Source organism: Mesorhizobium sp. WSM4816, from assembly GCF_055811535.1.
In genome coordinates, this window is sequence record NZ_JBVVQR010000006.1 from 220,779 (window position 1) to 242,054 (window position 21,276).

Sequence of the window (21,276 nt, forward strand, 5' to 3'; positions counted from 1 at the left end):
CTTGCCAGCTCTCGGTTTTCTTGCCGACTGTTTGCATCCATGCCCTTGCCCTATGTATGCTGATTGCCAAATCAGGCAAATGGCCACTGCAGCGCCCGGCGTGCGATGGACGCGCCAAGGACGCTGTAGCCGTTTAATTTTGACGCATAAGCGAGGAGCGACGATGGCGATCTTCGACGACGAACCCAAAAAGAAAGCGCGCCCGCATGAGATCGGGCAGGATCTGTCGCTGCTTTCCGTCGATGAACTGTCCGAGCGGATCGGCATCTTGCGCGACGAGATCGCCCGGCTCGAAGCCGAGCTCAAGACCAAGAGCACCACCAAATCAGCGGCCGAGGCGCTGTTTCGCCGCGGATAGTTTCCAGAGCCGAAGCGCCCGCCGCGAAAAGCTCGAATGCGACTGTCTTCAGACCCTCCCCAAATTCCAGCCGGATCAGCTAAATGTTCGCAAGCTACCGACCGATCCTTTCGCTGCTTCGCGGCACCGCTTTCCTGCTGGCGGCAACCGGACTGCACGGGCTGTTGTTGCCGCTGCGCGGCCAGTTGGAGGGTTTCTCGACCGCATCGCTCGGCCTGATGGGCACGGCCTGGGCCGGCGGCTTCGTCACCGGCTGCTTCTTTGCGCCGCGCCTGGTGCGCCGCGCCGGTCACGTACGCGCTTTTGGCGCCTTTGCGGCATCGGGAGCCATCGTCGCACTGCTCACCGGCCTGATCATCGACGAATATATCTGGATCCTGCTGCGCGCCTTCACCGGCTTCACCATGGCCGGCGCTTTCATGATCATCGAAAGCTGGCTCAACGAGAAGTCCACCAACGAGAACCGCGGCGCCGTCTTCGGCCTTTACATGATGGTCACCTATGCCTCGATCATGGGCGGCCAGATGATCGTTGCCGGCGGTGATGTGAAGTCGGCCTCGCTGTTCATGATCACCGGTATCCTGTTCTGCCTGTCGCTCATTCCGACCGCAGTGTCGACGGCTTCGCATCCCAAGCCGCTGCAGGACGTCTCGCTCGACGTCAAGGGGCTCTATGTCAATTCGCCGGTGTCGGCGATCGCCTGCGTTCTGATCGGCGTCGCTAACGGCGCCTGGGGCACGCTTGGCGCCGTCTATGGCGCCCGCATCGGCATTTCCACGGCGGAGATCGCGCTGATGATGAGCCTGGTGGTCGTCGCCGGCGCCGCCATGCAACTTCCGGCCGGGCGTCTCTCCGACAAGACCGACCGCCGCTTCGTGCTGGCGGGCCTGGCCTTCGGCGCGGCGCTGTTCGCCATCGCGCTGTTCCTGTTCGAGCCGCGCTCCGGCGTCTTCGTCATCGTCTGCACCGCCGCCTACGGGGCCTTTGCCTACACGCTCTATTCGATCGCCGTGGCCCATGCCAACGACCACGCCCGGGCGGAGGATTTCGTTAAAGTGTCCGGCGGCCTGCTGCTGCTCTATGGTTTCGGCACGATGATCGGGCCGCTGCTGGCCGCCGGCCTAATGGGCTGGATGCGTCCGGAAAGCCTGTTCCTTGCAACGGCCCTCGCGCATCTTTGTCTGGCAGGCTATACGCTGCTGCGCATCAGCCGGCGCGCACCGGTGCCAATCGAAGACCGCGACGCCTTCAAGACGCAACCGGCCGAGCGCTCGATCACCCCAGAAGCGTTGCGGCTCGATCCGCGCAGAAAGCCTGAAACCAACGGTTGAGATTTGGAAAACTTTGCCTCACAAATAAGGCATGATGTTTTCCGACGCCTTCATGGCGATTGCCGATCCCAACCGGCGCTATCTCTTGGAAGAGCTTCGGCGCGGCCCGAAGACCGTCAACGAACTGGCCGCCGGGTTGCCGGTCTCGCGCCCGGCGGTTTCGCAGCATCTGAAAGTGCTGCTCGACGCCGGGCTGGTCAACGCCAAGCCGGAAGGGACAAGGCGCGTCTATACGGTCAGCAGTGCCGGTTTCCTGAAGCTCAACATCTGGCTCGACCAGTTCTGGGAAGTCGAGCAGCTTGGCTCGCCCGGAAGCTGAGGTGCGCCGTCGCATCTTTGCCAGTAGACAGGCATGGCGAAGCTTCTCTGGATCCAGGTGCTGGCGCTGAGCCGCACATCTCATTGAAACAATGTCTGACACCGGCCTAAGCGTTCCAGCTTGGACGTTTCTGAACGCGGTCGAGCCAATGATGGACATTGACGAGCGAGTCCGGGATGTCGGCTCCGAAGAAGGCGCCAAGCCACGCTGCGACGGCGGCGGTGATGTCGGCGACGGAATACTGGTCGCCCGCGATGAACGGGCGGCCATCGGCGATCTCGCGATCAAGCCACGCCCACTTTGCCGGAACGGCTTCGCGCTGGGTTTCGGCGAAAGCCGGGAACTGCACAAGTCGCTCCGCAAACATGGGATCGGAATGCAGCGCAATACTGCCGATCGTTCCGAAGATCTCGATCTCGGCGCGGCGGTTCCACATCTCGACCTTGCCTTGGCTGACCGCGTCCGAGCCGAATAGTGCCGGCGTTGGATGAAGCGCCTCCAGATAGCGGCAGATGGCGATGCTTTCGGTGATCACCGTCCCGTCATCGAGCACGAGCACGGGAATCTGGCCGAGTGAGTTGAGCTCAAGGAATTGCGGGGTTTTGTGCTCGCCTTTTGTCAGATCGACATCAACCCGCGGAACGTCGATGCCTTTCTCAGCCATGAAGATGCGGACGCGGTAGGAATTCGGACCGATGCCGCAGTAGAATTTCATCATATCCTCCCGATTCTGCTGGTCTTTGGCTCAGGCTGGGGCGCTCGCGCGCATTCCACCCGCAGGTTGTATGGTGTGTCAAGCTCCGGCTCCGCGCTTACCTGGCTTGGCTATGGGTGACGATGGCATCAACGATCGCGGCCCAATCGTCGGGATGGAGTTCGTGGCCGCCGCCTTCAATGCGGACAAGCCTCGCGCCGGCAACTGCTTCGGCCAGAGCGGCGCCATGCTCGACCGGAAAGATCGGATCGGCGGTGCCGTGGATGACGAGGAGCGGAACCTTCAAGTCGTGCAGGCGACCCTTGCAATCCTCGCTGCCCCGATCTTCACCGCTCTCAAGCATGAAATGATTGGTCGCGCTTAGAAAACCGCCGGACCGGTCGTAGTCCTGTTCGACGAAGGCCCTCGTCCGCTTCTGGTCGAAGGGATGCGCGGTGCCGGCGATCGCATGTGCGTCCTTGACGATGTAGTCGACCACCTGGGCTCGGTCCGACCAGTCGACCTTGGCGCCTTCGGCCGAATGCTTCATATAGGCTTCGCTCGTCCCTGGCAGATGCGACGTGTCGATCCCGATTGGCGAAGTGCTGATCGCCGTTAGCGAGAGGATCCGCGACGAATATTTCAACGCCACGAGTTGCGCGATCATGCCGCCCATCGACATGCCGATGACATGCGCTTTCGCGATGCCATGATTGTCGAGGACGCGAATGGCGTCGTCCACCATGTCGTCGAAAGTGTAAGGCGGTTCGCCCGGCGCATATTTGGTCGAACGGCCGGTATCGCGATTGTCATAGCGGATCACGAACAGGCCCTTGCCGGCCAGTTTCCGGCAGAACGCCTCAGGCCACCAGAGCATCGAAGCCATCGCGCCCATAATCAGCAGCATCGGCGGATGCGCGGGATCGCCAAACGTCTGCGACACGATTTCGGGTTCCGCTGCCTTGGTCATGGTCGCCGTCTCCTCTCTGCAAAACCGATTGCATTTCGCAATCAGTTGCACGATAATAAAACTGCTATGATAATGCAACCGGTTTCTATCGGAGATTCGCATGAGCATCGATCATCGGTCTGGGTGCCCGATCAACCTGTCGCTTGAAGTGTTCGGCGACCGGTGGAGCCTGATCATCCTCCGCGACATGATTTTCGGCGGCAAACGCCACTTTCGCGACCTGCTCAACGGGTCATTGGAACGCATCGCTTCCAACATCCTCGCCGATCGGCTGAAGCGGCTGATGGAACTCGGCATGCTGACCAGGGCCGACGATCCCACCCACAAGCAGAAGGCGATCTACAGCCTGACCGAAATGGCGATAACGCTGGTGCCGATCCTGGCGCATCTCGGCGCCTGGGGTCGCGTCTGGCTGCCGGTCAGCGAGGAGCTCTCGATCCGCGCCGAGCTTCTGGAAAAGGGCGGCCCGCCGATGTGGGAAAAGTTCATGGACGAACTGCGCCACGAACATCTGGGCACGCCTTCCGACACGCCGCCGGATGCCACCGTGCGTGCGACGTTGCAGGCCGGATACGAGGCGGTTGTCGCCCGAAAGGCGGCGGGCGCCGGGTGCGATGCCGGCGCCTGACCAACTTATTTCCCCCATCGCAGGGCGGCTCTGCTATTAAAGCCGTTGAAAGCTATAATTTACGGGATTGGAAAAGCCCTTGGTTGAGAACTCTAAGGATACTGCCCGCGCGCGGGCCGATTTGCGTTTCAAGAAGCAGGAAGAGGCAGCTACGGTTCGTCAGAAGGCGATGGCGGAATATGTCGCCGAGAGCGATGCCCGCCAGATAAAGACCAACAAGCTGAGGGCGCTCCGCCTTGCCAAGGAAGCGGAAGACCTCGCCAATGCGCCGGCTGCTCCCTTGAAGAAGCCGACACGCGCCAAGAAAAAATAGCGGTCCGGCGTGTCCTGCCGTCGGCACGAGGCGGCTGCTTCACCGCCTTTATGCATGTCGTTACAGCAAAACCGCTGCGCACCCTCGTTCAAGCCCGAGGCATGCTTTGCGCGACATGCATTAGCTCATGGTTATGTCGCGGCTGGCTGCTCGCATCGATACTGAGAAGCCGGCCAGGACATCGACCAGTGCGATGACCATCAAAATGAAGAAAACCGAGTGCGCCGCGCCCTTCACCAGCAGGAACTCGACCAGGAACGCCACGAAGACGAAGGTCGACAACAGGTGGTCCATGATCGAGGCGCTCGTCGTGCGCGTCGATTTCAAGATTTCGACGAAGAAGAGAAGCAGCCCGATCAGCACGATCAGATCGCCGAGCGTCATCGAGAACACTCCGCCCGACATCATGCGGATCGAAAAAATTTGGATTGCCCAGGGATCGTCTCCGCCGCCGAATATGCCCAGAAGCCCAAGATTATAGAGGACGAAGGGTACGATCAGCAGCGGGATGGCACCGAACATTAGAAGGCTCCGGTTGGACAGCCTTCTCTAGTATGCGCTCGGCGTTCGCCGTCAAGAATTTTCGCACGCGACCGCGAACACGGACAAAGACCGTGCGTAATAACAGTACCAGCCGGTACGGCTGCATCCGGTACGGTTGCTGGCGTATTTGACAACAATTCGAGGGGCGATCATCTGCGCAAAACGCAGAAAGACCGGCGCGATGGCCGGTCCTTCGATAGTCCCAAACCGTCGAAAGCGTTCTCAGCTTTCCTTCGGCTCCAGAACCTGGCGACCGCGATACATGCCGGTCTTCAGGTCGATATGGTGCGGGCGGCGCATCTCGCCGGAATTCTTGTCCTCGACATAGGTCGGGGCCTTCAGCGCATCGGCCGAGCGGCGCATGCCGCGCTTCGACGGGGAGGTTTTTCGTTTCGGTACGGCCATGGATATGCTCCACTACATGGTCAAAATGCCCCGGCTGCCCTCGTGAAAGGGCCGCGTCAGGGCCGGAATCTGAGAAAGTCGGGTGCCTATACACGCCCTGCGCCGTTTTGGCCAGCGCCGTCGCGAATTTTTTTAAGCTATCGCAGACAGCCGACATAGGCGCCGGACCGACCGGCGCGCCGCTCGATCAGTGAGGCCAGCCGTCTCAGCCCCGGCCCGGGCTTCGCCGGGTTGCGGGCGATCGGGTTCGGCAGGGTGACGGCAAGCAGCGCCGCCTGGCGACGCGACAATCGTTTTGCCGAAACCCCGAAATGATGCTGGGCGGCGGCCTCGATGCCATAGATGCCCGGCCCCCATTCGGCGATATTGAGATAGATTTCCATGATGCGCCGTTTCGACATCACCATGTCGACATAGACAGCCAGCGGCAGCTCGACGACTTTCCGCACCGAGCCCAGCGGCCGCGACCACAGATAGAGGTTCTTGACGCTCTGCATGGTGATGGTCGAGGCGCCGCGCGTCATCTCGCCGGCCAGCGCGTCGTCGACGACGCCCCTCAACTCGCCAAGGTCGATGCCGCGATGGAAACAGAACTGCCCGTCCTCCGACATGATGACCGAATGCGCCAACGCCGGCGCCACATCGTCGATCGAGACCCAGCGCCGGTCATAGCCGGAAAACGTCGCCAGATCCTTCAGCATCAATGTCGATACCGGATGCACGAACGGCGGCAGGTACAGAAAGGTCAACACCAGCGGCATCAGCGCCAGCACCACGGCCATGGTGATACCGCGCCGGACCCAGTGCCGAGGCCAGCGTTTGAGACCGATGCGATTGCCGCGTTTCGGCCTCACCATGTCCAGCCCTTCGGTTTCGTGATCGACGATCGGTTCCGCCAAGCCGCTCAATCCATGCTGCTCCCTGCCCCCGGCATAATGGCGCTTGGCTTCTTGCGCAACGTCTGAGTGTCGGCTACCCGTCCCCGGCATGGCGAAAGACGATCAAATACCGTTCGAGGCAGCGCTTCTCGCACGCACAGGGCCGGTCGAGGCGCTGCTCAGGCGGTTGCTCGACGACCGCCCGCTTTCAGGCGAGATCGCGCGGCCGCAGCGTCTGATGGAGGCGATGCGCCACGGCGTGCTGAATGGCGGCAAGCGCCTGCGCCCGTTCCTGGTCATGGAAAGCGCCGCGCTGTTTTCCGCCGACGGCGAGGCGGCGCTGCGCGTGGCGGCGGCGCTCGAATGCGTGCATTGCTATTCGCTGATCCATGACGATCTGCCGGCCATGGACGACGACGATCTGCGCCGAGGCCAGCCGACCGTTCACAAGGCCTTCGACGAGGCGACCGCCATCCTCGCCGGCGACGCCTTGCTGGCGCTCGCCTTCGACATCATTGCCGACGAAGCGACAATGCTGCCGGCCGAACGGCGGGCGGCGCTGGTGCTGGCGCTGGCCCGCGCCGCCGGAGCTGGCGGCATGGTCGGCGGCCAGATGCTCGATCTCGAAGCCGAGCGTAACCGGCCGGAGGAAGCCGGCATCATCCGGCTTCAGGCGATGAAGACCGGCGCGTTGATCCGCTTCGCCTGCGAGGCGGGCGCAATTGTTGCCGGCGCGCCGGCGGCCGACCGTGAAAGACTGGCGGAATTCGGTTCGGCGATCGGGCTTGCCTTTCAACTTGCCGACGACCTGCTCGATCTGACGGCGGATGCGCGCCAGATGGGCAAGGCGACAGGCAAGGATGCAGCCGCCGGCAAGGCGACGCTGGTGGCGCTGCACGGCGCCAATTGGGCGCGGGACCAGCTTCAAGGCCTCGTCGACCAGGCCCACGCCTTGCTTTGTCCCTATGGCGAAGACGCCGTGCTTCTGAAGCAGGCAGCGGAATTCGTAGCGGCCCGCAACAGCTGACGCTGTTCCAAGCTGTACTCCCGTCCTATGGCGCGCCGTGTAGCCAAGGAGGGTTGGCGAACTGTTCGGCCAGGAAATCCACGAACACGCGCACGCGCGGCGACAGAATTCGGCCAGGCGGATAGACAGCGCAGATTGGCGCTCCGTCAGGATGATTGTATCCGGTGAGCAGCGCGGTCAGTCTGCCTGCCTTGATATCCGGCCCGACCAATATCTCCGACATGCGGATTATGCCTATACCGGCGAGCGCAAGCCGGCGTAGCGCTTCGGTGCTGTTGGCCTCTATCGGGCTGCGGATACGCATGCTTTGCAGACCGTCCGGGCCATCGAACTCCCAGATATTGAGACCACCGCGTGCTGTGACGCCAAGACAGACATGACCTTGAAGGTCGTCTGGCGTTGTCGGCATGCCATGTCTTTCGAGATATCGAGGTGATGCGCAAATGACACGGCGATTGGGCGCCAGCCGCCGCACCACCAGCCTCGAATCGCTGTGTGCGGCAACGCGCACGGCGACGTCGGTTTCCTCAGCCAACAGGTCGACAATCGCATCTGTGAACATCAGCTCGAGCTCGACGGCCGGGTAGCGATCGATGAAGGCTGGCAACATCGGCACGATCAAGCGATGGCCGAAGGCGCTCGGAAGACTGACGCGCAGCCGGCCGCGCGGTTCTGCTCCGGGTTGAACCGCGATTTCAGCCTCTTTGATGTCGTTCAGGATGCGGCGAGCGCTTTCGGCATAGGTGCTGCCTTCCGCCGTCAAGCTGATGCGCCGCGTCGAGCGCTGCAGCAAGCGCACGCCAAGGCGGGACTCAAGCCGACCGATGATTTTGCTGACGGCCGAAGGTGTCATCCGCAGCCGGCGTGCCGCTGCCGAGAAGTCGCCTTCCTCGACAACTGCCAGGTACACACCCATCGTCTCTTGCCGGTCGATGATATCTATTCCAATTCGTCACAGATGAACGGAAACTATCACCGATTATCAGCAGATGCGAACCATAATATGTTTTCCTCTTCAGCATGCAAAATGCTGGCGAGGAGGTGCCATGAGTTCAGAACACGTAAACCTGCGAGATGCTCACGACGTGCATCAGTGGGCACGTCGTCAGCGCAGCGCCGCAATTGGGCGGTGGTGTCTTTGGCTTATCCGTACGCTCAATCGGTCACGTCAAGGAATGGGAAAACGCTCAAGGCGAAGCAACGTCCGGGCTAGCGCAGCCGGCCGATCGGAATGATTTCTGGCGATGTTGGAGCGTATGGCTCGCCACGCCAGTTGCCGAGCCATTCTTCGACGACCAGCCCGGCCCGATCCAGCATCTGCGCAAGGCTTTCCTTTGTCGGGAAGGCGATTTTCGATTCGGCGCTGAGCACCCGTCCGCTGCCGGGTATTTCGTAATGGGTCGAGTAAGTGACGACACCGGTAACGGGATCGCGGCGAAAATCGTTCCACGCTCTTACCGTGCCCAATTCGGGATGACTGAGTTCGCGTTGCGACCGTTGCGGCGTCCACTCGAGCCATTCCTGCGCGACTGGATTTCGCGTGTCGAAGATGAAGCGTCCATCGGGCGCCAGATGAGCGGCGATCGTGGCAAGCACCGCCTGTCGATCTTCTGGCGTGAGGAACACCTGGAAGGCGTGCCCGGTCAAAAGCACCAGATCGAAGCGTCGTCCGAGCCGGACGTTGCGCGCATCGGCCTCGACCCAGTCGACCCTCTGCCCGCCGGCCCTGCGGCGCGCGATATCGAGCATCGCCGGCGCGGGATCGACGCCGGTCACGCTGCGCCGATCGGCGAGCGCGGCAGCCAGTTGCCCTGTGCCGCAGCCGAGATCGAGAACCGAGCCGGCATCTTTGGCGAAGCCGACGCAATAATCGAAATCCACGCCGCCTTCGTTCTCGATATCGTAGAACTGGACGAGATTGGGATCGCTGTAGAGACGGTCGTTCATGTAAGCCTATAGCTGAAGCGGTGGACCAGCAGAATTCGTGGAATAAAAGCGCAGCTTCGGTGGTTTGTCGGGAAAATCAGTCGGCACCCATCACCGATTCCGCACCACAATGCATGCACCGCCGACGCTTTGCAGTTTCCGGCAGATGTTGTCGGCCTTGGCTTTGGAGTCGGCGCCGATGCGGACAGCATAGATCCCGCGCCTGCCGATCGGCGAGCGCACCCGGCTGACCACCGGATCATGGCCCTTAAGCAAGGCCGGAAACCGGCGCTTCACACCAGTCCATTGATTGAGCGCCGCGGCGCGGCGGAAATTGCCGGCCACCTGCACGCCCCACGGCTTGACGTTGATCGACGCCATGGCCACGGTTTGGGACTTGATGACCGGCAGCCTGCGACAGGCGACCGCGAAGCTCGCTTTCTTGTCGAGCGGCTGGATGCTGCCGGCATAGGCGGTGTCGGTGAACCTGTCGGCCGGCTCGCCCATGATGTCCAGGACGTAGTTTTCGGTCTCCATCGGCAGGAAGCCGCCGGAACTCAGCCAGCGCGACACCCGGCTTTCGCCGGCATTGTAAGCGGCGGCGGCCAGGCCCAGATTGCCAAAGCCGGTTTTCATCTCGGCGAGATATTTTGCCGAGGCCGGGATGGCCTGCTCGATATCGAAAGAATTGGCGAGACCGCGTATCTTGGCGGTGCCCGGCATGAACTGGGCAATGCCTTCGGCGCCGACCGGACTGACCGCATTGGGATCGAAGCGGCTTTCCTTCCAGATCAGCCGGGCAAAGAAATCCTTGGGCAGGCCGTTTTGATCGGCATGCGCCTCGATCAGATTGCAAACCCGGTCGAGCAGCCGCTGCTTGGCGGGACGCGGCGGATCGGCGTGGACGGCTGTCGCCCAGCCCAGCCCACCAAGCAAAACCAATCCACCAAGCAAAATCGGCGTCGCCCAGGGGAAGCGCCGCATCGACCTACTCCGCCGCAGCCTTGCCAGGTTGCCCAAACCGCTGCTCGATATAGTCGGCGACCATTTTCTCGAAGTCGGCGGCGATCGAAGGGCCGCGCAGCGTCGCCGCCTTCCTGCCGTCGACGAATACCGGCGCCGTCGGCGTCTCGCCGGTGCCGGGCAGCGAAATGCCGATATCGGCATGTTTGGATTCACCTGGACCGTTGACGATGCAGCCCATCACCGCGACTTTGAGGTTTTCGACGCCGGGATATTTTTCACGCCACACCGGCATGTTCTTGCGCAGATCCGCCTGGATGTCCTGCGCGAGTTCCTGGAACACGGTAGAGGTGGTGCGGCCGCAACCGGGGCAGGCGGCGACGATCGGTACGAACTGCCGGAACCCCATGGTCTGCAGGAGTTCCTGCGACACTTGCACCTCGCGGGTGCGGTCGCCGTTCGGCTCCGGCGTCAGCGAGATGCGGATCGTGTCGCCGATGCCTTGCTGGAGAAGAATGCCCATTGCCGCGGATGAGGCGACGATGCCTTTCGAACCCATGCCGGCCTCTGTGAGCCCGAGATGCAGCGCGTGGTTGGAGCGGGTGGCAAGCTCGGTGTAGACCGCGATCAGATCCTGCACGCCGCTGACCTTGGCCGACAGGATGATCTTCTCGCGGCCAAGGCCGATCTCCTCGGCCATGTCGGCCGAAAGGATCGCCGACTGCACGATCGCCTCGCGCGTTACCTCCTGCGCGGTCAGCGGAAAGCCCTGGCGCTGGTTGTCATCCATCAGCCTGGTCAAAAGCTCCTGGTCGAGCGACCCCCAATTGACGCCGATGCGCACCGGCTTGTCGCACCGGATCGCCATCTCGACGATCGCCGCGAACTGCCGGTCCTTCTTGTCCTTGAAGCCGACATTGCCAGGATTGATGCGGTATTTGGCCAGCGCCTCGGCGCAAGCCGGGTGGTCGGCGAGCAGCTTGTGGCCGATATAGTGGAAATCGCCGACCAGCGGCACATTGATGCCGAGCCGTTCGAGCCGCTCGCGGATGGCAGGCACGGCGGCGGCACTCTCGTCGCGGTCGACGGTGATGCGCACGATCTCGGAGCCGGCGCGATGCAGCGCGGCAACTTGAGCGACTGTCTGGTCGACATCGGCGGTGTCGGTGTTGGTCATCGACTGAACGACGACAGGGGCGCCTCCGCCGACCATCACGCCGCCGACGTCGACACCGACAGACGTGCGGCGCGAGAAGGGTGAAGAAAAATATCCGGTCATGGCCGGCTGCCCTTTGTTAGCGCCGAATTCCGGAATCGGTTTCCGGAAACAATCTGCGCAAAAATCAAAATACAGCGTCCATTGCGCGTCCGAAAGGAGGCGCGGCGCTATAGAAGGTCCCGGCATGAGGTGGAGGAGCAAAGATGGCTTGTCAATGGCGACAGGCAGGCAAACCTGTCAAATCGACCCGCCGGACAAACAGAAAAACGCTCCGGCGGCATTGGTTGCCACCGGAGAAGATGGTCGGGCAAAACGCGCACTGTCCCCGCATGACCCCGAAACCGAAAGGATTTTCGGAAAGGATCATGCGCCAAAATCAGAAGCACGACAGCGCCCTTTGCGCGTCCAAAGGACGCGCAGCGCCGTAGATGAGCGTCAGTGCGTGGTGGGTTTCGGTTTCGCCTTCAATTTCTCAATCTCGTCCTTGAGCGCCAGCTTGCGCCGCTTGAGATTCACGATTTCGAGGTCGTCGACCGATGGATGGTTCATCGCATCATCGATTTCGCGTTCGATGTCGCCGTGTTTCCGCTGCAGCTCATCAAGATGGGATGCAAGAGACATGATTGGTTCTCCCTTTCATGGTTTCCTCGATTGCAGCCGTCAAGGCGCGTCCCACCGCAATTTCGCTTCTGTGACGGCATAATGACAGTGTGCCACTATCGGGCACCGATGTCGAATGCTGCGTGGTAGCATTCCACGACAATACGAAATGTGGTATTGGCTGCGCGCCGGTGCAAGATACCTCCGGCCTCGCCCAATCAGGCCCATTTTTGGGCGCCGCAGACGTGCAGACGGTAAATAATGTCCGAACAGGAACAGGCCGATATCCGCCTCGAATATTCTCGGCTGAAGCAAGAACACGCCGATTTCGACGCGGCGATCAACGCGATGATCGCCATGGGCTGCGACCCTCTGCAGATCCAGCGCATGAAGAAGAAAAAGCTCTTCCTGAAAGACCGGCTGATGGCGCTGGAAGACCGGATCATTCCCGACATCATCGCGTGAGCGAATCCCACTTGCGGTCGCGACAAATCCTGCTCATCCCGTGATCGAAAGCCTCGCGGCGCGTTCGCGCAGCAGGGCGATGAGATCGCCGGTCTTTTCCTCGGAAGTGTCGATGGGAACCACCAGGCATATCGTCGCCTCGACCTTGCCGGCAGCTGAAAAGACCGGCGCGGCAAGGCACTTTGTGTAGGCGTCGACAAGACCGGAGGTCACACAGTAGCCGGCAGCCCCGGCCGTAGCGATATCTTCTATGAAGTCGTCCAGCAGCAATCTGCGGCCATCCGGCAGGACGAGATCGTCTTCGGACACCATGTTTTCGATCACCGCCCGTTCGAAACCGGCGAGAAGCAGGCGCCCGGAAGCGGTCCAGGGAAGCGGTATCTGCAGACCCGTGGCCGAACTGATCCGGAACGGCCTGGTGCCCGGGCTTGAATGGACAATCGTGTAGCGGCCGTTTTGCAGCATGCACAATTCGGAGGTCTCACCTGTCTCGCGCGAAAGATTGTCGACTTCCTGACGCCCTCTCCTGAGCAGGTCGTTGCCGCGCACATAGTCCATTCCGTAGAGATAAAGCTTCTTCCCGAAATAGACGCGATTGCCGTCGCCGGCCATTTCCAGCAGGCCCGCATCCACGAGCGAGCGCACAAGCGTGTAGATCGTCGAGCGCGGCGCATTCACTCCCTTGGCGAGATCGCCAATCCCGATCGCTCGCTGGTTCGCATGGAGAAACTCCAGGATATGGAGCACGCGGTTGAGACCCTTCTCGCGGGAGCCCGCAATCCTGTCTTCGTCCGGACCAGCGTCCGGCCGAACTGCCAAGCCATTGCCATCTTGCATTGCTGATTCCTGGTGTTAGTATCTGTCTCGTACAGGATACATGTGTCTTTTGTAAGAGACAATCCAGCAGATGACCGATGCATGTATCGGCAAAGGGGAACACAACACGAAAAGGAGGTCGCCGTGAACGACACATCCAAAAGACGTGAATTTCTGAAACTGGCCGGGCTTGCAACGGCCGGAGTGGTGGGCGCAGCGACAACAGTCGATGTTCAGAAGGCGGCGGCGCAGGCGGCACCGGACAGCCTGCTGCGCACCGTTCTCGATCGCGGCAAGGTGATCGTCGGCACCGGCAGCACCAACGCGCCCTGGCACTTTGAAAACGATGCCGGCGAACTGGTCGGCATGGACATCACTATGGGGCGCATTCTTGCCAAGGGACTTTTCGACGATACGACCAAGGTCGAGTTCGTCATGCAGGATCCGGCCCAGCGCATTCCGAACGTGACCACCAATAAGGTCGACATTTCGATCCAGTTCATGACCATGACCGCCCAGCGCTCGCAGCTGATCCACTTCTCCCGGCCCTATTACGTCGAAGGCATCGCCTTGCTGACCCTTCCGAACGCCGAAAACAAGACCTTCGACAAGCTGCTTGCCGGCGGTTCGGCGACGCGGGTTTCCATCCTGCAGAATGTCGATGCCGAGGCAAATGTGCACATCGTCCTGCCGGAGTCGCAGGTGATGCAGATAGACACGCAGGCCAACGTGCTGCAGGCACTGGAATCGAAACGCGTCGACGCCGCCGCCGTCGATCTGTCGACGGTTCGCTGGCTCGCCTCGCGTAATCCGGACAAATACTTCGATGCCGGCAAGAGCTGGTTTTCGATGCTTTACGGCGCCGCACTTCGGCAAGGCGACCTCGACTGGCTGACCTTCGTCAACACGACCTTCACCACCGCCATGTTCGGCCATGAGACGGCGCTCTACGACGCTGCATTCAAGGACTATTTTGGACAGGAGCCGCCGGCGCGCCATCCCGGCTTCCCGGTCATCTGATGCAAGCAGGCGGAAGGGCTCGCGCCCTTCCGCGGCTTATCGTCGACAGCCCTCGATATGACAGGGACACATGGGCTATACCCTGAACTTCAACCTGATCTGGCGGCATTTCGACAAGCTTTGGGGCGGGCTGCTGCTCAGCCTCGAGCTGGCCGTGATCTCCATCGCGATCGGCATCCTCATCGGACTGCTTCTGGCGGTCTGGTACGTGTCGGCCGGGCGTGCGGTGCGGACCGTCATCGCCGCCTATGTCGAGTTCATCCGCAACGTGCCGCTGATCCTGCTCGTCTATCTCGTCTTCTACGGCCTGCCGACGGTGGTCGACATCGCCTACAGCGCGCAGACCTCGTTCATCGCCACGCTGTCGCTCTATAGCGGCGCTTATCTGGTCGAGGTGTTCCGCTCGGGGCTCGAAGCGGTTCCGCGCGGACAGCTCGACGCCGGCAAGGCGATCGGCCTGACGCCATGGCAAAGGCTGGTCCATGTGCGCCTGCCGACGATGCTGCGCATAACGCTGCCCGCGCTTTCCAACACGTTCCTGTCGCTGTTCAAGGACACGTCCGTTGCGTCGGTCATTTCGGTGCCCGAACTCACCTACGGCGCCCAGTGGATCAACTTCAACACCTTCCGCATCGTCGAGGTCTACCTTGTGGTGACGGCGATGTATCTCTTGACCGGCTACGCGCTTCTTTTTGCACTTCGGCTTGTCGAGCGCCGGTTCAGGGCGGCGCACTAGGATGCTTGGCCAGATCGCCTATGCCTTGCCCTTCCTGGCCCAGGGTTTTGCCGTGACGCTATGGGTGTCGCTGCTGGTCGTGGTGTTGTCGCTCGTCGCCGGCGTGATGATGGGCGTCGGCCTTGTCTATGGCCCGGCTCCGCTGCGCTGGGCAGTGCGCATTTTCAGCGATACCATTCGCGGCATTCCGATCCTGGTGCTCATCTTCTTCGTCTATTACGGCCTGCCTGCCGTCGGCCTCCATCTGGAATCCTTCTGGGCAGCCGTGCTGGCGCTCACCCTGTTCAAGACGGCGCAGGTCATCGAGTATCTTCGCGGTGCGGTCGGTTCCATACCGAAGGGGCAGTCCGAAGCGGCGATGGCGATCGGGCTGACCTTTCGCCAGCGACTGGCCTACGTCATCTTCCCGCAAGCGTTCAGGCGTTTCCTGCCGCCATGGATCAATGGCGTCACCGATGCGGTGAAGGGCAGCGCGCTGGTCTCGCTGCTCGGCATCACCGACCTGATGCACGCCATCAACCAGGTCATCGGCCGCACCTACGAAGCGATGCCGCTCTACATCCTCGGCGCGGTCATCTACTTCGCCGTCAATTACGCGCTCTCCTTGGCCAGCCGACGGTTGGAGCGGCGTTTCTCCTTCATCCGGGAATAGCAAGATGCCCATCGCCACGCCCGCCAATCCGGCGCTACTCGATGTCTCCGAGGTTTCCAAATCCTTCGGATCCGTCGCGGTCCTGCGCTCCGTCAGCCTGCAGGTGACGCGCGGCGAGGTGGTGACTGTCATCGGGCCTTCCGGCAGCGGCAAGACCACGCTGCTGCGCTGCGTCAACTTCCTGGAGAGCTACGACAGCGGCTCCATCCGCATCGACGGCAAGGAGGTCGGCTTCCGCGACACGGGAACACGCCAGCGCCGCAGCGAGCGCGACCTGGCGAAGATGCGGGCCGAAACCGGGATGGTGTTCCAGAGTTTCAATCTGTTTCCGCATCTGACGGCGGCCGGCAACATCATGCTTGGCCTGCGCAAGGTGCGCGGCAAGAGCAGTACCGAGGCCCGCGCCATTGCCGAGCACTGGCTCGGCCGGGTCGGACTTGCCCACAAGGCCGACAGCCTGCCGGCCGAGCTTTCCGGCGGCCAGCAGCAGCGTGTCGGCATCGCCCGCGCGGTGGCGATGGAGCCAAAAATCCTGCTCCTTGACGAGATAACCTCCGCGCTCGACCCGGAACTCGTCGGCGAGGTGCTCGAGGTCGTGCGCAGCCTGGCCGAGGACGGCATGACGATGGTGATGGTCACGCACGAGATGGCCTTTGCCCGCGATGCCTCGAGCCGCATCATCTTCATGGCAGACGGCGGCGTCAGCGCCGCAGGCCCGCCCGCCGAGATTCTGGGCGCGGAGATCGACAATGAGCGTCTCCGCAGTTTCCTGGCGCGGTTTCGTGCCTCGCATTTCTGACATGACGGCGAAAGCTGTCGCAAGGAGCCTTTTCATGACGCCTTACATCCGGCTCGCCGAATTGGGCCTGACACTGCCCGAGCCGCCGACGCCGATCGCCAACTTCGTCACCCATGCCGAAAGCGGACGGCTGATCTTCCTCTCCGGCCAAGGCCCGTTGCGCGCCGACGGCACGCTTTGCACCGGCAAGGTCGGCGAGGACGTCACGGTTGAAGAGGCCTATAAGCATGCCCGTCTCACCGGCCTGAACCTGCTCGCCGTCATGCACGCTGCGGCAGGCGACCTCGGCCGTATCGTGCGCGTCGTCAAGCTGCTTGGCTTCGTCAACGCGATCCCGACCTTCAGCGACCATCCGCAGGTGGTGAATGGCTGTTCCGATCTTTTCGCCGCTGTCTTTGATAGTATCGGCGGGCACGCCCGTTCGGCGATTGGTGTCGGCTCCCTGCCGGGCAACATCACCGTGGAAATCGAGGCGGTCGTCGAGATCGCCGCCTGAAGTCTACCAATGGGACCTCCAGAGATGAAAACCTATTCCGCAAACGGCTCCAACACGACAATCCGCGAACGGCTCGGCCTTCGCCCGATCATCAATGTCTCCGGCACGATGACGGCGCTCGGCGCATCGATCATCGTCCCGGAAGCGATCGCCGCCATGTCGGAAATCGCCTCGCAGTGGGTGGAGATGGACGATCTGCAGCGCGCTGCAAGCACGGTTGTCGCGCGCCTCACCGGCGGCGAGGCCGGCTTCATCACGGCGTGCTGCGCCAGCGGCATCACCATGGCGATTGCCGGCACGATGACCGGCACCAACCTTCTGGCGATCGAGCGGCTGCCGGACGACACCGAGGGCCTCAAGTCGGAGGTCATCGTCCAAATCGGTCACATCGTCAATTACGGCGCGCCGATCGACCAGTCGATCCGGCTGGCCGGGGCAAGGACCGTACCGGCCGGTACGGTCAGCGTGACTCAGGATTATCATGTGCGCGAGGCGATCCGCGACCGCACCGCGGCAGGCCTCTATGTCGTTGCCCATCACACGGTGCAATACGGCATGCTCTCGCTCGAGGAGTTCTGCGAGATCTGCCACGCCAAGGGCGTCCCGGTGATCGTCGACGCCGCCTCTGAATACGATTTGTGCGGCTTTCTCGCACGCGGCGCCGACATCGTCGTCTACAGCGGACACAAATTTCTCTCGGGACCGACAAGCGGCATCGTCACCGGGCGCAAGGATCTCGTGCGCGCCGCCTATCTGCAGAACCGTGGCGTTGCGCGGGCGATGAAGGTCGGCAAGGAAAGCATCGCCGGCACCATGGCCGCACTGGAGGCCTGGGAGCGGCGCGATCATGCCGGCATCCGCAAGCGGGAAGAAGCGGCGCTCGATCTGTGGAAGGACGCATTGCTGGGCCTGCCCGGCATCGCCGCGCATGTCATTCCCGATCCGACCGGCAATCCGCTCGACCGCCTGCAGGTGTTTGTTGCGCCCGAAAGCAGATTCACCGCCGCCGGCCTTGCCTCGGCGCTGGCGGCCGTTTCGCCTCCCATTATCGTGCGCAACCACGAGGTCGAGCGCGGTCACTTCTTTCTCGACCCGTGCAATCTCCATCCCGGCGAGGCGGAAATCGTCGCCGAACGCCTGCGGGCCGTGTTGAGCGTGGCCGAGCGTCCGGCGGATGCGATGAAGTCGGCCCGCAAGGATAGCGCCGGCGCCTTGCGCTGGCCGGATTAGGTAATGATGGCGCCTCACGCCAGAACGCTTGCGCAGAGGCAGCACATCCTTGCCGTCGAACCCGAATTCCGCTAAGGCGCGCCTTTGCCGCCGGGAGCAGAAGCTTGGACGATCAACGCGCCGACGTCGCCATCATCATGGGCAGCCAGTCCGACTGGGCGACGATGCGCCACGCCGCCGAAACGTTGGAGGCACTGGGCATCCCGCACAAGCGGCTGATCGTGTCGGCCCATCGCACCCCCGACCGGCTCTATGACTTCGCCAAGGGTGCCAAGGCGGCCGGCTTTCGGGTGATCATCGCCGGCGCCGGCGGTGCGGCACACCTGCCCGGCATGACGGCGGCGATGACGCCGCTCCCGGTTTTTGGCGTGCCGGTGGAATCGAAGGCGCTTTCCGGGCAGGATTCGCTGCTCTCCATCGTGCAGATGCCGGCCGGCATTCCGGTCGGCACGCTGGCCATCGGCAAGGCGGGCGCCACCAATGCCGCCCTTCTGGCTGCGGCCGTGCTGGCGCTGACCGACGAAAAGCTCGCCGCCCGGCTCGATGCCTGGCGCGCCGCCCAGACCGCCAAGGTCGCCGCCGAGCCCACGGACACGCCATGAGCCTGGCCGCCGGATCGACCATCGGCATCATCGGCGGCGGCCAGCTCGGCCGCATGCTGGCGATGGCCGCGGCGCGCCTCGGCTACCGTACGGTCGTGCTGGAGCCGCAGCCGGATTGTCCGGCGGCACAGGTCGCCAACCGGCAGATCACTGCCGCTTATGACGACACGGCCGCGCTCGCCGAACTGGCTGCAGTCAGCGCCGTCGTCACCTACGAGTTCGAGAACGTTCCGGTCATGGCCGCCAGCGCGCTTGCCATCACGGTCCCGGTCTACCCGCCGGCGCGCGCGCTGGAAGTAGCGCAGGACCGGGTGGCGGAGAAGAAATTCCTCAACGGCATCGGCATTCCCACCGCGGATTTCTGCCCCGTCGACAATGACGACGAATTGACGGCGGCGCTGAAAAAGTTCAACGGCAGCGGCATATTGAAGACGCGACGCATGGGCTATGACGGCAAGGGCCAGCGCGTCTTCCGCAATATGGAAACGGGGGGCTTTGCCGGCACCTGCGAGGCGATGGGCAACGTGCCGCTGATCCTCGAATCCTTCGTCGCCTTCGAACGCGAGATTTCGGTGATCGCGGCGCGCGGCATGGACGGTTCGCTCGCCGCCTACGATCCGGCAGAAAACGTCCACCGCAGCGGCATCCTGCACAGCTCGACCCTGCCGGCCAGGATAGGGTCCGAAACCGCCGCTGCAGCGCAGGCGGCGGCAGCAGAAATACTTGCCGCGCTCGACTATGTCGGTGTCATCGGCATCGAGTTCTTTGTCCTTGCCGACGGCGCGCTGCTGGCCAATGAGATCGCGCCGCGCGTTCACAATTCCGGCCACTGGACGGAGGCCGCCTGCATCGTCTCGCAGTTTGAGCAGCACATTCGCGCCGTCGCCGGCCTGCCGCTGGGAAATCCCGGCCGCCATTTTGACTGCGTCATGGAAAACCTGGTCGGCGACGATATCCTGCGCATCCCGGCCCTGCTCGCCGAGCCCGATCTGATGCTGCATCTCTACGGCAAGGCCGAGGCACGCCCCGGCCGCAAGATGGGCCATTTTACGCGAATGAGCCGCTACCGTTGAGGCTATAGGACGGCACCGCTCTAAAGCGCGTCGCATTTGACCGGCCTCACGCGACGCGCTTTAGGTTGTTGTTTTAGGCATGTCGTTATCGCAAAACCGCTGCGCACTTTTATGCGACATGCATTAATGCCGTCGATAGGGCAGAAACTCAAACTCCGCCACATGCTTGGTTGACACGGGCAAGGCTCCTCGTTTATGAGCCACGCACAAGTTGAGAGGCGCGCTTTCCGAGCGCGCCTTAATAATTCGGCCCAAGCGGGCCCAGACCGACGGGCAAGACCATGAAGATCAAGAATTCGCTCAAGGCGCTCAAGGCGCGTCACCGCGACAACCAGCTGGTTCGCCGCAAGGGCCGTGTGTACATCATCAACAAGACCGCTCCGCGCTACAAGGCGCGCCAGGGCTGAGTTTTTTCGCGTTGGGGGCGCCTGCCTCAGCGCCTGCATGATGTACCGCATCGACCCAAAAATCGGAATCGATTTTCGGAAAACACGATGCGAGGAATTCAAAATGCTGGAGCGTCCTTTACGCGTCCAAAAGGACGCGTGGCGCTCTAATACCGGCCTGCCGGCCCTTTCACGCTAAATTCAGTTTGACGATCCGCTGTCCGGGGTTAGATTCCGGTCATGCGGATTCATTTTGCATTCTTCGCGGCGCTTTTTCTTTTCGGTGTCGCCCCGCTTCCGGCTCAGGCGGAAGACCCGGTCACCCCTCCGGTTGCCGCGACCAGGGAGGAAAGGCTCGACCAGCTGTTTGTCGACCTGAAGCGCGAGCGCAATGAAAAAGCCGCCGAGCGCATCGCGGCGCGCATCTCGCACGAGTGGTCGCAATCCGGCAGCGCCTCGATCGACCTGATGATGCAATGGTCGCAAAAGGCGGCCGAAGACAAGAAGTTCGACGTGGCGCTCGACTTCCTCGACCAGGTGGTGACGTTGCAACCGGCCTATGCCGAAGGCTGGAACCGGCGCGCCACCGTACATTTCATGATGAATAACTTTGGGAAATCGATGGCGGACATCGACCGCACGCTGCAGCTCGAGCCGCGCCATTTTGGCGCGCTGTCCGGCCTGGCGCAGATCATGGCGGTAACCGGCCACAAGCAGTCGGCGCTGGAAGCCTGGCAGCGCGTGCTCAGCATCTATCCGATGATGCGTAGTGCCCAGGATCAGGTCGGCACGCTTTCCGAAGAACTTGCCGGCGAAGGGATATGAGG

Annotated in this window: 28 protein-coding genes; 17 read left to right on the top strand and 11 right to left on the bottom strand. The window is 62.3% G+C overall.

Going from position 1 to position 21,276, the window contains the following annotated elements:
- Positions 1 to 163: 163 nt before the first annotated feature.
- From AC0L3H_RS10505 to AC0L3H_RS10515, 3 genes are all read left to right on the top strand, one after another.
- Positions 164 to 358 (top strand): DUF1192 domain-containing protein, encoded by a 195-nt coding sequence (locus AC0L3H_RS10505; protein ID WP_023797052.1) that lies wholly within the window; start codon positions 164 to 166, stop codon positions 356 to 358.
- An 83-nt stretch (positions 359 to 441) separates the two neighbouring features.
- Positions 442 to 1,689 carry an MFS transporter gene (locus AC0L3H_RS10510; RefSeq protein WP_023797051.1) on the top strand — a complete coding sequence of 416 codons (1,248 nt, stop codon included), beginning with the start codon at positions 442 to 444 and terminating at the stop codon, positions 1,687 to 1,689.
- A gap of 31 nt (positions 1,690 to 1,720) precedes the next feature.
- A complete protein-coding gene (locus tag AC0L3H_RS10515) occupies positions 1,721 to 2,008 on the top strand; it encodes an ArsR/SmtB family transcription factor (protein ID WP_254019480.1) in 288 nt (95 codons plus the stop codon).
- Positions 2,009 to 2,114: 106 nt separating this feature from the next.
- Here AC0L3H_RS10515 and AC0L3H_RS10520 read toward each other — a convergent pair whose 3' ends face one another.
- Together AC0L3H_RS10520 and AC0L3H_RS10525 are read right to left on the bottom strand one after the other, a co-directional pair.
- Complete coding sequence (locus tag AC0L3H_RS10520; protein ID WP_473585392.1) at positions 2,115 to 2,723, bottom strand: glutathione S-transferase family protein; 609 nt, start codon at positions 2,721 to 2,723, stop codon at positions 2,115 to 2,117.
- A gap of 97 nt (positions 2,724 to 2,820) precedes the next feature.
- Entirely contained in the window at positions 2,821 to 3,672 is an 852-nt protein-coding gene (locus AC0L3H_RS10525; protein WP_473585393.1) for an alpha/beta fold hydrolase, read from the bottom strand.
- Between the two features lie 100 nt (positions 3,673 to 3,772).
- On the opposite strand from AC0L3H_RS10525, the gene AC0L3H_RS10530 reads away from it, so the two are divergent.
- Both AC0L3H_RS10530 and AC0L3H_RS10535 read left to right on the top strand, forming a co-directional pair.
- A complete protein-coding gene (locus tag AC0L3H_RS10530) occupies positions 3,773 to 4,300 on the top strand; it encodes a winged helix-turn-helix transcriptional regulator (protein ID WP_091593309.1) in 528 nt (175 codons plus the stop codon).
- A gap of 79 nt (positions 4,301 to 4,379) precedes the next feature.
- Positions 4,380 to 4,613: a hypothetical protein gene (locus AC0L3H_RS10535; protein ID WP_473585394.1), complete on the top strand. Its 234-nt coding sequence runs from the start codon at positions 4,380 to 4,382 to the stop codon at positions 4,611 to 4,613.
- Positions 4,614 to 4,733: 120 nt separating this feature from the next.
- Here AC0L3H_RS10535 and AC0L3H_RS10540 read toward each other — a convergent pair whose 3' ends face one another.
- The 3 genes from AC0L3H_RS10540 to AC0L3H_RS10550 form a co-directional block, all read right to left on the bottom strand.
- A complete protein-coding gene (locus AC0L3H_RS10540; RefSeq protein ID WP_473494675.1) occupies positions 4,734 to 5,135 on the bottom strand; it encodes a hypothetical protein in 402 nt (133 codons plus the stop codon).
- A gap of 243 nt (positions 5,136 to 5,378) precedes the next feature.
- On the bottom strand, positions 5,379 to 5,561 hold the full coding sequence (rpmF, locus tag AC0L3H_RS10545) for a 50S ribosomal protein L32 (RefSeq protein ID WP_006203806.1): 183 nt from the start codon (positions 5,559 to 5,561) through the stop codon (positions 5,379 to 5,381).
- Between the two features lie 137 nt (positions 5,562 to 5,698).
- Complete coding sequence (locus AC0L3H_RS10550; RefSeq protein ID WP_473585395.1) at positions 5,699 to 6,469, bottom strand: biosynthetic peptidoglycan transglycosylase; 771 nt, start codon at positions 6,467 to 6,469, stop codon at positions 5,699 to 5,701.
- Positions 6,470 to 6,548: 79 nt separating this feature from the next.
- On the opposite strand from AC0L3H_RS10550, the gene AC0L3H_RS10555 reads away from it, so the two are divergent.
- Positions 6,549 to 7,466: a polyprenyl synthetase family protein gene (locus AC0L3H_RS10555; RefSeq protein WP_473585396.1), complete on the top strand. Its 918-nt coding sequence runs from the start codon at positions 6,549 to 6,551 to the stop codon at positions 7,464 to 7,466.
- Between the two features lie 25 nt (positions 7,467 to 7,491).
- On the opposite strand, the gene AC0L3H_RS10560 is transcribed toward AC0L3H_RS10555, so the two are convergent.
- The 5 genes from AC0L3H_RS10560 to AC0L3H_RS10580 all read right to left on the bottom strand — a co-directional run bounded on the left by AC0L3H_RS10560 (position 7,492) and on the right by AC0L3H_RS10580 (position 12,195).
- Positions 7,492 to 8,382, bottom strand: coding sequence for a LysR family transcriptional regulator (locus AC0L3H_RS10560; protein ID WP_036262160.1), 891 nt, complete (start codon positions 8,380 to 8,382; stop codon positions 7,492 to 7,494).
- A 293-nt stretch (positions 8,383 to 8,675) separates the two neighbouring features.
- The gene (locus tag AC0L3H_RS10565) at positions 8,676 to 9,413 is read right to left on the bottom strand and encodes a class I SAM-dependent methyltransferase (protein WP_473585397.1); all 738 of its coding nucleotides are present in this window, start codon (positions 9,411 to 9,413) and stop codon (positions 8,676 to 8,678) included.
- Positions 9,414 to 9,503: 90 nt separating this feature from the next.
- Positions 9,504 to 10,376: a lytic transglycosylase domain-containing protein gene (locus AC0L3H_RS10570; RefSeq protein ID WP_473515501.1), complete on the bottom strand. Its 873-nt coding sequence runs from the start codon at positions 10,374 to 10,376 to the stop codon at positions 9,504 to 9,506.
- A 4-nt stretch (positions 10,377 to 10,380) separates the two neighbouring features.
- Entirely contained in the window at positions 10,381 to 11,634 is a 1,254-nt protein-coding gene (gene ispG, locus AC0L3H_RS10575) for a flavodoxin-dependent (E)-4-hydroxy-3-methylbut-2-enyl-diphosphate synthase (RefSeq protein ID WP_473585398.1), read from the bottom strand.
- A 375-nt stretch (positions 11,635 to 12,009) separates the two neighbouring features.
- Entirely contained in the window at positions 12,010 to 12,195 is a 186-nt protein-coding gene (locus AC0L3H_RS10580) for a YdcH family protein (RefSeq protein ID WP_023797036.1), read from the bottom strand.
- Between the two features lie 240 nt (positions 12,196 to 12,435).
- Here AC0L3H_RS10580 and AC0L3H_RS10585 point away from each other — a divergent pair, with 240 nt between their 5' ends.
- Entirely contained in the window at positions 12,436 to 12,639 is a 204-nt protein-coding gene (locus AC0L3H_RS10585; protein ID WP_023797035.1) for a YdcH family protein, read from the top strand.
- 33 nt (positions 12,640 to 12,672) lie between these two features.
- Here the strand turns inward: AC0L3H_RS10585 and AC0L3H_RS10590 are convergent, their stop codons facing one another.
- A complete protein-coding gene (locus AC0L3H_RS10590) occupies positions 12,673 to 13,476 on the bottom strand; it encodes an IclR family transcriptional regulator (protein WP_473585399.1) in 804 nt (267 codons plus the stop codon).
- A 123-nt stretch (positions 13,477 to 13,599) separates the two neighbouring features.
- On the opposite strand from AC0L3H_RS10590, the gene AC0L3H_RS10595 reads away from it, so the two are divergent.
- The 10 genes from AC0L3H_RS10595 to AC0L3H_RS10640 all read left to right on the top strand — a co-directional run bounded on the left by AC0L3H_RS10595 (position 13,600) and on the right by AC0L3H_RS10640 (position 21,274).
- Positions 13,600 to 14,475, top strand: a complete 876-nt coding sequence (locus AC0L3H_RS10595; RefSeq protein ID WP_473585400.1) for a transporter substrate-binding domain-containing protein — start codon at positions 13,600 to 13,602, stop codon at positions 14,473 to 14,475.
- 70 nt (positions 14,476 to 14,545) lie between these two features.
- Positions 14,546 to 15,211, top strand: coding sequence for an amino acid ABC transporter permease (locus tag AC0L3H_RS10600; RefSeq protein WP_023797032.1), 666 nt, complete (start codon positions 14,546 to 14,548; stop codon positions 15,209 to 15,211).
- A 1-nt stretch (position 15,212) separates the two neighbouring features.
- Positions 15,213 to 15,863 (top strand): amino acid ABC transporter permease, encoded by a 651-nt coding sequence (locus AC0L3H_RS10605; RefSeq protein ID WP_077380470.1) that lies wholly within the window; start codon positions 15,213 to 15,215, stop codon positions 15,861 to 15,863.
- Positions 15,864 to 15,867: 4 nt separating this feature from the next.
- A complete protein-coding gene (locus AC0L3H_RS10610; protein ID WP_031254069.1) occupies positions 15,868 to 16,662 on the top strand; it encodes an amino acid ABC transporter ATP-binding protein in 795 nt (264 codons plus the stop codon).
- A 34-nt stretch (positions 16,663 to 16,696) separates the two neighbouring features.
- Complete coding sequence (locus AC0L3H_RS10615) at positions 16,697 to 17,158, top strand: RidA family protein (RefSeq protein WP_128245992.1); 462 nt, start codon at positions 16,697 to 16,699, stop codon at positions 17,156 to 17,158.
- 24 nt (positions 17,159 to 17,182) lie between these two features.
- Positions 17,183 to 18,388: an aminotransferase class V-fold PLP-dependent enzyme gene (locus AC0L3H_RS10620; RefSeq protein ID WP_473585401.1), complete on the top strand. Its 1,206-nt coding sequence runs from the start codon at positions 17,183 to 17,185 to the stop codon at positions 18,386 to 18,388.
- Positions 18,389 to 18,492: 104 nt separating this feature from the next.
- Positions 18,493 to 18,990: a 5-(carboxyamino)imidazole ribonucleotide mutase gene (purE, locus tag AC0L3H_RS10625; RefSeq protein WP_091593328.1), complete on the top strand. Its 498-nt coding sequence runs from the start codon at positions 18,493 to 18,495 to the stop codon at positions 18,988 to 18,990.
- Positions 18,987 to 20,063: a 5-(carboxyamino)imidazole ribonucleotide synthase gene (locus AC0L3H_RS10630; RefSeq protein WP_091593330.1), complete on the top strand. Its 1,077-nt coding sequence runs from the start codon at positions 18,987 to 18,989 to the stop codon at positions 20,061 to 20,063. The genes purE and AC0L3H_RS10630 overlap by 4 nt, the downstream gene beginning before the upstream one ends.
- Positions 20,064 to 20,344: 281 nt before the next feature.
- Positions 20,345 to 20,470 carry a type B 50S ribosomal protein L36 gene (gene ykgO, locus AC0L3H_RS10635; protein WP_006327841.1) on the top strand — a complete coding sequence of 42 codons (126 nt, stop codon included), beginning with the start codon at positions 20,345 to 20,347 and terminating at the stop codon, positions 20,468 to 20,470.
- Positions 20,471 to 20,689: 219 nt separating this feature from the next.
- Positions 20,690 to 21,274 carry a tetratricopeptide repeat protein gene (locus AC0L3H_RS10640; protein WP_473585402.1) on the top strand — a complete coding sequence of 195 codons (585 nt, stop codon included), beginning with the start codon at positions 20,690 to 20,692 and terminating at the stop codon, positions 21,272 to 21,274.
- The last annotated feature ends 2 nt before the right edge of the window (positions 21,275 to 21,276 follow it).